General features: G+C 72.4%; 6 protein-coding genes. 3 read left to right on the top strand and 3 right to left on the bottom strand.

Annotated elements, in window-relative coordinates; translation table 11 throughout:
• Nucleotides 1-212 (top strand): DUF6397 family protein (locus EBN88_RS30835; RefSeq protein ID WP_233580961.1); only part of this gene is annotated, 212 nt, incomplete at its 5' end.
• Here the strand turns inward: EBN88_RS30835 and EBN88_RS25615 are convergent.
• On the bottom strand, nucleotides 184-2,697 hold the full coding sequence (locus tag EBN88_RS25615; RefSeq protein ID WP_122399430.1) for a DEAD/DEAH box helicase: 2,514 nt from the start codon (nucleotides 2,695-2,697) through the stop codon (nucleotides 184-186). The genes EBN88_RS30835 and EBN88_RS25615 overlap by 29 nt on opposite strands.
• A gap of 124 nt (nucleotides 2,698-2,821) precedes the next feature.
• Between EBN88_RS25615 and EBN88_RS25610 the strand changes: the two genes are divergently transcribed.
• Nucleotides 2,822-3,610: a metal-dependent hydrolase gene (locus tag EBN88_RS25610; RefSeq protein WP_122399428.1), complete on the top strand. Its 789-nt coding sequence runs from the start codon at nucleotides 2,822-2,824 to the stop codon at nucleotides 3,608-3,610.
• 173 nt (nucleotides 3,611-3,783) lie between these two features.
• On the opposite strand, the gene EBN88_RS25605 is transcribed toward EBN88_RS25610, so the two are convergent.
• Together EBN88_RS25605 and EBN88_RS25600 are read right to left on the bottom strand one after the other, a co-directional pair.
• The gene (locus tag EBN88_RS25605; RefSeq protein WP_122399427.1) at nucleotides 3,784-5,565 is read right to left on the bottom strand and encodes an ABC transporter ATP-binding protein; all 1,782 of its coding nucleotides are present in this window, start codon (nucleotides 5,563-5,565) and stop codon (nucleotides 3,784-3,786) included.
• Nucleotides 5,562-7,352, bottom strand: coding sequence for an ABC transporter transmembrane domain-containing protein (locus tag EBN88_RS25600; protein WP_122399426.1), 1,791 nt, complete (start codon nucleotides 7,350-7,352; stop codon nucleotides 5,562-5,564). The genes EBN88_RS25605 and EBN88_RS25600 overlap by 4 nt, the downstream gene beginning before the upstream one ends.
• Before the next feature lie 343 nt (nucleotides 7,353-7,695).
• Here EBN88_RS25600 and EBN88_RS25595 point away from each other — a divergent pair, with 343 nt between their 5' ends.
• On the top strand, nucleotides 7,696-8,277 hold the full coding sequence (locus tag EBN88_RS25595) for a DUF6886 family protein (protein ID WP_122399429.1): 582 nt from the start codon (nucleotides 7,696-7,698) through the stop codon (nucleotides 8,275-8,277).
• The last annotated feature ends 1,187 nt before the right edge of the window (nucleotides 8,278-9,464 follow it).

Here is a 9,464-nt window from a genome sequence, read left to right as displayed (position 1 = left end):
ACCCGGCCGAGCGCGCCGCCCTCGGGCGGCTGCGGCCGCCGCTGGTGGCGGCTGGGCTCGCGGCCGGCCCCTGGCGCACGGTGCGGCGCCTGCTGACGGCGCAGGAGCCGGACGAGTCGGGCTGGTACCGCCAGCAGTTGGCCGCCGCGCTCCGCCTCGCCCGCCGGCGCCCGCTGCCCGTGCTCACAGCTGGCCCACGTCCGTCACCTTGATCACCGCGCGGCCCTCGGCGTCCGAGGCGGTCAGGTCCACCTCGGCGGAGATCCCCCAGTCGTGGTCGCCGGACGGATCGGCGAAGGTCTGCCGCACCCGCCACAGCCCGTCCTCCGGATGCTCCTCGATCCGCAGCAGCCGTGGCCCCCGCGCGTCGGGCCCGGTGCCCAGCTCGTGGTACTCCGCCCAGTAGCCCTCCATCGCGGCGCGCCACGCCTCCGCGTCCCAGCCGTCCTCGCCGTCCAACTCGCCCAGCTCCCCGAAGCGGTCCAGCGCCGCCAGCTCCACCCTGCGGAACATCGCGTTGCGCACCAGCACCCGGAACGCCCGCGCGTTGGTCGTCACCGGCCGCACCTGGTCCGCCCGCTCCTGGGCCTGTTCGGCGTCCTCGGTCTCCGGATTGGCCAGCTGCTCCCACTCGTCCAACAGACTGGAGTCCACCTGACGCACCATCTCGCCCAGCCAGGCCGCGATGTCCTGGAAGTCCTCCGACTTCAGATCGTCCGGCACGGTGTGCTCCAACGCCTTGTAGGCGCTGGCCAGATACCGCAGCACGATGCCCTCGGTCCGGGCCAGCTCGTACAGGGAGACGAACTCGGAGAAGGTCAACGCCCGTTCGTACATGTCCCGGACGACCGATTTGGGGGAGAGCGGGTGGTCGCCCACCCACGGGTGGCTCCTGCGGTACAGCCCGAAGGCGTGGAAGAGCAGCTCGTCCAGGGGGCGCGGATAGCTGATGTCCATCAGCCGCTCCATCCGCTCCTCGTACTCGATCCCCTCGGCCTTCATCGCGGCCACGGCCTCGCCCCGCGCCTTGTTCTGCTGGGCCGCCAGGATCTGCCGGGGGTCGTCCAGCGTGGCCTCGACCACCGAGACCATGTCCAACGCATAGGAGGGAGACTCGGGATCAAGCAGTTCGAACGCCGCCAGCGCGAACGTCGACAGCGGCTGGTTGAGCGCGAAGTCCGCCTGGAGGTCCACCGTCAGCCGCACCGTCCGCCCCTGCGCGTCCGGCTCCGGCAGCCGCTCCACGACGCCGCCGTCGAGCAGCGAGCGGTAGATCGCGATGGCCCGCCGGATCAGTCGCAGCTGCTGCCGGCGCGGCTCGTGGTTGTCCTCCAACAGCCGCCGCATCGCCGCGAACGGGTCGCCCGGTCGGGCGATCACCGACAGCAGCATCGCGTGCGTCACCCGGAAGCGGGACGTCAACGGCTCCGGGTCGGCCGCGATCAGCTTCTCGAACGTCTGCTGGCTCCAGTTGACGAAGCCCTCGGGCGCCTTCTTGCGCACCACCTTGCGGCGCTTCTTGGGGTCGTCCCCGGCCTTCGCCAGGGCCTTCTCGTTCTCCACCACATGCTCCGGCGCCTGCGCCACCACCAGCCCCGAGGTGTCGAAGCCGGCCCGCCCCGCCCGCCCCGCGATCTGGTGGAACTCCCGCGCCCGCAGCACCCGCACCCGGCTCCCGTCGTACTTGGTGAGCGCGGTGAACAGCACCGTCCTGATCGGCACGTTGACGCCGACGCCCAGCGTGTCCGTGCCGCAGATCACCTTCAACAGCCCGGCCTGCGCCAGCTTCTCCACCAGCCGCCGGTACTTGGGCAGCATCCCCGCGTGATGCACCCCGATACCGTGCCGGACATAGCGCGACAGGTTCCGTCCGAACCGCGTGGTGAAGCGGAAGTTCCCGATCAGCGCGGCGATCTCGTCCTTCTCCGCCCGGCTGCACATGTTGATGCTCATCAACGCCTGCGCCCGCTCCACGGCCTGCGCCTGCGTGAAGTGCACGATGTACACCGGCGCCTGACGCGTCTCCAACAGCTCCGTCAGCGTCTCCGTCAGCCCCGTCGTCCGGTACTCGTAGCTCAGCGGCACCGGCCGGGTGGCCGAGCGGACCACGGCGGTCGCCCGCCCGGTACGACGCGTCAGGTCCTCCTCGAAGCGCGTCATGTCGCCGAGCGTCGCCGACATCAGCACGAACTGCGCCTGCGGCAGCTCCAGGAGCGGGATCTGCCAGGCCCACCCCCGGTCCGGCTCCGCGTAGAAGTGGAACTCGTCCATCACCACCTGGCCGACGTCCGCCCGCTCCCCGTCGCGCAGCGCGATCGACGCCAGCACCTCGGCGGTGCAGCAGATCACCGGGGCGTCCGGGTTCACCGAGGCGTCCCCGGTGAGCATCCCGACGTTCTCGGTCCCGAACAGCTTGCACAGCTCGAAGAACTTCTCGGACACCAGCGCCTTGATCGGCGCGGTGTAGAAGGTCACCTCGTCCCGCGACAGCGCCGCGAAGTGCGCCCCCGCCGCCACCAGCGACTTCCCCGAGCCCGTCGGCGTCGAGAGGATCACGTTGGACCCCGACACCACCTCGATCAGCGCCTCCTCCTGGGCGGGGTAGAGGGTGATCCCCCGCTCGCTCGCCCACGACGAGAACGCGTCGAAGAGAGCGTCGGGGTCACTGTTCTGCGGCATCTGATCGATAAGGGTCACCGTCCCATACTGCCCGCCCCACCCGCCCAAACGAGAACCGGCCACTCCTGCGAAGATCACATGGCGCTACGCTGTCCCGCCGTAGGAAGACCCAACGGTCAAGAAAAGGCGGGGGATTCGAACCATGATGGGACCTGCGCACTCGCTCTCCGGCGCGATGGCCTGGCTGGGCGTGGGTGCCGCCGCTGCCGCCGCCGACCACCCGATGCCCTGGCCCGTTCTGGTCGCCGGCACCCTGATCTGCGCCGGGGCCGCGCTCGCCCCCGACCTGGACCACAAGTCGGCGACCATATCCCGCGCCTTCGGGCCCTTCTCCAGGATCCTCGCCGGCCTGATCGACAAGCTCTCCAGCGCCGTCTACAACGCCACCCGGGGCCCACGCGACCGCCGCCGCAGCGGCGGCCACCGCACCCTCACCCACACCTGGATCTGGGCCGTCCTGCTGGGCGCCGGCTTCTCCGGAGCCGCCGTCGCCTTCGGCCGCTGGGCGGTCCTGTTCACGCTCTTCGTCCACATGGTGCTCGCCGTCGAGGGGCTGCTGTGGCGGATGGCCCGGGTCTCCAGCGACGTGCTGGTCTGGCTGCTCGGCGCCGCCACCGCCTGGATCATCGCCGGCGTCCTCAACGAGCCGGGCAACGGCGCCAACTGGCTCTTCACCGACGAGCCCTACGCCTGGCTCGGCCTGCCCATCGTCCTGGGCGCCGTCGTGCACACCCTCGGGGACGCCATCACCATCTCCGGCTGCCCCATGCTCTGGCCGCTGCCGATCGCCGGCCGCCGCTGGTACCCGTTGGGCACCCCGAGCTTCATGCGGTTCCGGGCCGGTGCCTGGGTGGAGAACAAGGTGTTGATGCCCGCCTTCATCGTCCTGGGCGCCGCCGGCGGCGTCGGTGCCGGCCTGCTGACCCCCTGAGGCCCCGCCATCCCCCGAAGCCCTGTCACCCCCTGACGCGCCGCCACCTCACGCCCCGCGGCCTTTCTCCCCTCGGCCGGACAGACGAGGGGCCCGACTCCCCAACGGGAGCCGGGCCCACACACCCCCGGCACGCGGCCGGACCTCCCCGGCCGACGGCCGGCGACGTTCCCTCACCCGTGCCAGGACCGCCACAGCGCCGCATAGGCCCCGCCGGAGGCCACCAGCTCGTGGTGGCTGCCCAGCTCCGTGATCCGGCCGTCCTCGACCACCGCGATCACATCCGCGTCGTGCGCCGTGTGCAGCCGGTGCGCGATGGCGATCACCGTCCGACCGTCCAACACCCGCCCCAGCGAACGCTCCAGATGACGCGCCGCCCTCGGGTCCAGCAGCGAGGTCGCCTCGTCCAACACCAGCGTGTGCGGATCGGCCAACACCAGCCGCGCCAGCGCGATCTGCTGGGCACGCGCCGGCGTCACCGACAACGCGCCCGAACCCACCTCGGTATCGAGCCCCTCCGGCAGCCCCCGCACCCAGTCGTCGGCGTCCACCGCGCCCAGCGCGGCCCACAGCTCGGCGTCCGAGGCGTCCGTCCGCGCCAACAGCAGGTTGTCCCGCAACGGGCCGACGAAGACGTGGTGTTCCTGGTTCACCAGGGCCACCCGCTCCCGCACCCGCTCCGCCGTCATCTCCGACAGCCGCGTGCCGCCCAGCGTCACCGAGCCGGTACGCGGCCCGTAGATCCCGGCCAGCAGCCGCCCCAGCGTGGACTTCCCCGCACCCGAGGGACCCACCAGCGCCAGCCGGGTCCCCGGAGCCACGTCCAGGCTCACGTCGTGCAGCACGTCCACGTCCGGCAGATAGCCGAACCGCACGCGCTCGGCGAGGAGTTCACGCCCGCCGGGCGCGAGCGACCCGTCCCCCGCGTCCTCCTCGATCTCCCGCACGCCCACCAGCCGCGCCAGCGAGACCCGCGCCACCTGCAACTCGTCCATCCACCGCAGGATCATCCCCACCGGCTCGACCATCAGCTGGGTCAGCAGCGCGCCCGTGGTCAACTGCCCCACGGTCAGCCAGTCCTCCAGCACGAACCAGCCGCCGATCAGCAGCACCCCCGCCAGCAGCGAGGCGTGGTAGAAGTTGATCGCCGGGATCAGGATCGACCGCAGCCAGAGCGTGTACCGCTCCCAACTCGTCCACTCGGCCACCCGCTGGTCCGAGAGCGCGATCCGCCGCTCCTCCAGCCGGTGCGCCTCGATGGTCCGCCCGGCATCCACCGTCTCCGCCAGCGCGGCGGCCACCGCCGCGTACCCGGCGGCCTCCGAGCGGTAGCCGGCCGGCGCCCGCCGGAAGTACCAGACGCACACGCCCAGCAGCACCGGCAGCGCCACCACGATCGCCAGCGCCAGCGGCGGCGCCGTGACCACCAGGCCGCCGAGCAGCAGCCCCGCCCACACCACGGCGATCGACATCTGCGGAAGCGCCTCCCGCATCGCCGTGGACAGCCGGTCCACATCCGTGTTGATCCGCGCCAGCAGGTCGCCCGTGCCCGCGCGCTCCAGCACCCCCGGCGGCAGCCCCACCGAGCGGACCAGGAAGTCCTCCCTGAGATCGGCCAGCATCCGCTCGCCGAGCACCGCCCCGCGCAGCCGCACCATCCGCACGAAGAACGCCTGCACCACCAGCGCCACCGCGAACAGCGAGATGTTCCTCCCCAGCCGCAACTCCCGCTCGCCGTCGGCGAGATCCTGCACCAGCCCACCCAGCAGGGTGGGCCCCACCATCGAGGCGACCACCGCCGTCGCGTTCACCGCGATCAGCACCGCGAAGGCGCCGCGATGTCGGCGCAGCAGCGACCGCACATAGTCACGTACCGTCTCCGGCCCCGCCACCGGCAGGGTCGTCGCGTGTTCGGTGCCGGCCGGGTCGTAGTCGGGCGGCTGCACGCCGATCATGCGGACTCCTCAGCGAGTTGAACGGTCTCGGTGTCACGGGTGACCACGGCCCGGTAGGCCGGCGTCGTCCCCAACAGCTCCCGGTGCGACCCCACGGCCGCCACCGCGCCGTCGTTGACGAAGACCACCTCGTCGGCCTGGTCCAGCATCAGCGGGCTGGAGGTGAACACCACCGTGGTGCGCCCCGCGCGCAGCGACCGCAGCCCGCGCGCGATGCCCGCCTCGGTGTGCGCGTCCACCGCCGACGTCGGCTCGTCGAGCACCAGCACCTCGGGGTCGGTGATCAACGAGCGCGCCAGCGCCAGTCGTTGCCGCTGGCCACCCGAGAGGGAACGGGCCCGCTCGGTGATCATGCCCCGCATCGGGTCCCGGCTGCCGTCCCGCGTCGCCCGCGAGAGCGCCTCCAGCACGTCGTGACAGTGCGCCGCGCGCAGCGCCGCCTCGGCGTCGACCCGCCCCGACGACGGCACGTCCAGCAGCTCGGCCAGCGTGCCCGAGAGCAGCACCGGGTCCTTGTCCTGCACCAGCACCGCCGCCCGCGCCTCGGCCAACGGCACCTCGTCCAGGGCGACCCCGCCCAGCCGCGCCGACGCCTCGTCGCCCGGCATGACCGGGTGTCCCCCGAGCCGTTCCGCCAGCCGCTCCGCGAAGTCCGGGGCGCCGCAGACCACGGCCGTCAACCGCCCCCGCGCCGCCCGCAGCCCGGTCGCCGGATCGGTCAGATCGCCGCCCGGTCGCGGCGCCTCGCGCGCGTCCCCGCCCCGCGCGGCCTCCGCGCCGCCCTCGCGACCCTCGCGGCGCAGCCCCAACACCCGGACGGCCCGCCGTGCCGACGGCCGCGAGAAGGTGAAGGCCATCGCGGCCTCGGTGAACAGCCGCAGCGGGAAGAGCAGGAAGCTGACCGCGCCGTAGACGGTCACCAGCTCACCCGCGCCCAGCCGGCCGTCCAGCGCCAGCCTGGCGCCCTGCCAGACCACCGCGATCAGCAGCAGCCCCGGCATCACCACCTGCACCGCGTCGATCAGGGACCACATCCGCGCGTTGCGCACGGAGGCGGAACGCACCTCCTGCGAGGCCCTGCGGTAGCGGTCGAGGAACAGCTCCTCGCCGCCGATCCCGCGCAGCACCCGCAGCCCGGCCACCGTGTCCGAGGCCAACTCGGTGGCCCGCCCGGACTTCGACCGTTCGAACTCGGCCCGTCGGATCGCCGTCGGCAGCAGCGGGAAGACGCTCAGCACCACGGCGGCCACGCCGCCGGCGACCAGCAGCCCCAGCTGGGGCTCGAACCAGATCAGCCCCGCACACACCGAGACGGTGACGACCACCGCCGCGGCGAACCGGGAGAAGGACTCAACAAACCAGCCAATTTTCTCGACGTCTCCGGTGGAGACCTTCACCACCTCGCCGGCGGCCACCCGGCGGGTGAGCACCCCGCCCAACGCGGCGGTCTGGCGCGCCAGGAGCTGCTGTACCCGGGCCGCCGCCGTGATCCAGTTGGTGACGGCAGAGCGGTGCAGCATGGCGTCGGCGAACGCTATCACCAGCGCGATGGCGACCAGGAAGGCCCCGGTCACCAGCAGTCGTCGGCCGGAGTCGTCCACCACGGCCGAGATCGCGGAACCCACGGCCACGGGCAGGGCGGCGATGCTAGCCATGTGCAGGGTGCCCCACCCCAGGGCCTTGGCCTGGCCGCCGAGCTGGCAGCGGAAGAGCCAGACCAGAAAACGAAATCCCGACCTCACGTCCGGTTGGCCGGGGTCGGTATGCGGAAGATCGCGAATCTGCATGACATCCCAGAGTCAGTACGTGTCGTAACTGGGCAACCTTGCAAGGGTCACGGCCACCGGTGCCGAAAATCAACGGGTTTTCCCCGCTGGCGCGGCCCGCCCCGCAGCCTCCCGATGTGTCCCTGACATGCCGCTTTCGCGGTCGAGGCGCGAAGCCCCCGGGGGAGGGGCCGCGAGTTCCACCGCTGGCCGGAAAACGATGGTGGGTCTTGCGCATCCCGGAGGCGCCCGTTCAGCCCTGGCGCGCGATCCCGTATCCCCCGGCCGCCCCCGGGTCACCCCGTCCGCCCCGCCGTGCCCCCACCCGTCCCCCCGCCGGGCCCCGGGTGCGATGATGATCACCATGCGTCCAGCTCCAGGCGAGGTCCTGCACTTCTCCGAAGACCCGGGCATCCAGGTCTTCCGCCCTCATGTCTCCGCCAGCGCGGGCCCGTTGGAGGCGCTCGTGTGGGCCGTGGACGCCGAGCGCGCCCCCGACTACTGGTTCCCCCGGCAGTGCCCCAGGGCCATGGTCTGGCTCAGGCCCAGCAGTTCACGCGCCGACCGGCAACGCCTGATAGGCGACGGCGGCGGCCACCGGGTGCACGCCATCGAGTACGGCTGGCTCTCCCGGCTGCTGGAGACCAGGCTCTACGCGTACCGGCTGCCGGCCGCCCCGTTCCGCCCCTTCGGCAACGACCGGCACGCGCTGGTCGCCCGCGAGGCGGTCGAGCCGCTCGGCGCACCCGTCGAGGTGGGCAACCTTCTCGCCCTCCACCGCGAGGCCGGCATCCAACTGCGGCTCTACGACAATCTCTGGCCCTTCTGGGACGCGGCCGTCGGCAGCAGCCTCGGTCACAGCGCCATCCGGATGCGCAACGCCCGCCCCCGCCCCGGACCCACCCGCCGCGCCGGCCCCCCACACGCCCCCACCAGGATCGGCTGACCCGGCCCGGCGTCAGAGAGTTCCGCCCGGGGTGTGGTTCCACGCCCCGAAGCCGTCGCCCGCCCTGCGGTCCGTAGCAACCCCCGTATGGGCGCCGGCCGTTCACAACCTGGACGCGTTCGGCGCGATCGCGACCGCTCCGCGCCGATTTTGTTTGACAAAAGACTGCGCCAACGGTTGACGGGGTCATGCTCTGCTCCCAGTATGAGGGGCAACCGCAAGGTGGGAGCGCTCCCATCCCCAACCGGGAGTCGTCTCACGCTCGGCGGTGGTTTCTCGGATCGCCGACCAAGGATCGAGAGGGCCGTCCCATGCCACCCCCACCAGGTGTCTCCGATGTCCGCCAGGACCCCGAGTGTCGCGACGAGCGAGGGAAGCCGGCGGACGGAGCCGACCGCGCGGAGCCGACCCGCGTCGCGCCGTGCCAGGGCGCGCTGCCGGCCCGTGGCCAGGATCGGCGGCCGCTGCTTCGGCTCTGGGTTCAAGAGGTCAACAGAAGGAGTGACTTCAACCGGCGCAGCCGAGGGGGCGGCGTCTAGCGCCGCCGAGAGACCAGGTCGCCGCCGCATCGGCGGCGGTGACCAACGGCCCGCTGTCCGCCGTGGTTTCGCCGCTCCGGACCCCCTGCGGGAGGGGGTGTCCGGCGGACCAGCGGGGATGCGGTCGTTTCGCCCCGGTCGGGGACGGGCGGGGGCGAAACGACCGCCGTGGCGGCACCACCGCGACGGGAGCGTGGCGACCGGCCGGTCGCCACGGGAACGCCGCACCAGGAGAACGCCCGGGCCCTTCGCCCGGTGAAGTCAACAGAGGCCAGAACGACGTCGAATCCGTTCCATCGCTCCATCTCGTTAAGTCAACAGTCTTGACGGGGGCATGGCGGATTCGCATCATTAAGCTGCCGCCGCCGGGTGGGAGCGCTCCCAGTCCGACCGTCGATCGCCGCAGGGCGAACGATGGTCACCACCCGGCGGCGGTTCTCCTTCGGACCCCAGGAACGAGCCGCTGATGTCTCCTCACTCCGACCGAGAGCCCGACCGGGAGCCCGGCAAGAGATCCGCCCCGGCATCCGCTCCGGGAGCCGCCCCGGAATCCGTCACGGGACGCGCCGCGAAGGCCGCCCCCTCGGGCCGCCGCCGCCCACGCGGCCGGGTGGCCGCCGGGGCGCTGGCCGCGACGGCGCTCGCCGC

This window comes from Streptomyces triticirhizae, assembly GCF_003696235.1.
GTDB lineage: Bacteria > Actinomycetota > Actinomycetes > Streptomycetales > Streptomycetaceae > Streptomyces > Streptomyces triticirhizae.
Note: the sequence above shows the minus strand (reverse complement) of the source record. Positions and strands in the feature narration are given on the sequence as shown.

Bases quoted from the DNA above. Each gene is read 5' to 3' on its own strand.
- EBN88_RS25600 (WP_122399426.1), bottom strand. From the start codon at position 7,352: ATGCAGATTCGCGATCTTCCGCATACCGACCCCGGCCAACCGGACGTG.
- EBN88_RS25595 (WP_122399429.1), top strand. From the start codon at position 7,696: ATGCGTCCAGCTCCAGGCGAGGTCCTGCACTTCTCCGAAGACCCGGGC.
- EBN88_RS25610 (WP_122399428.1), top strand. From the start codon at position 2,822: ATGATGGGACCTGCGCACTCGCTCTCCGGCGCGATGGCCTGGCTGGGC.
- EBN88_RS25605 (WP_122399427.1), bottom strand. From the start codon at position 5,565: ATGATCGGCGTGCAGCCGCCCGACTACGACCCGGCCGGCACCGAACAC.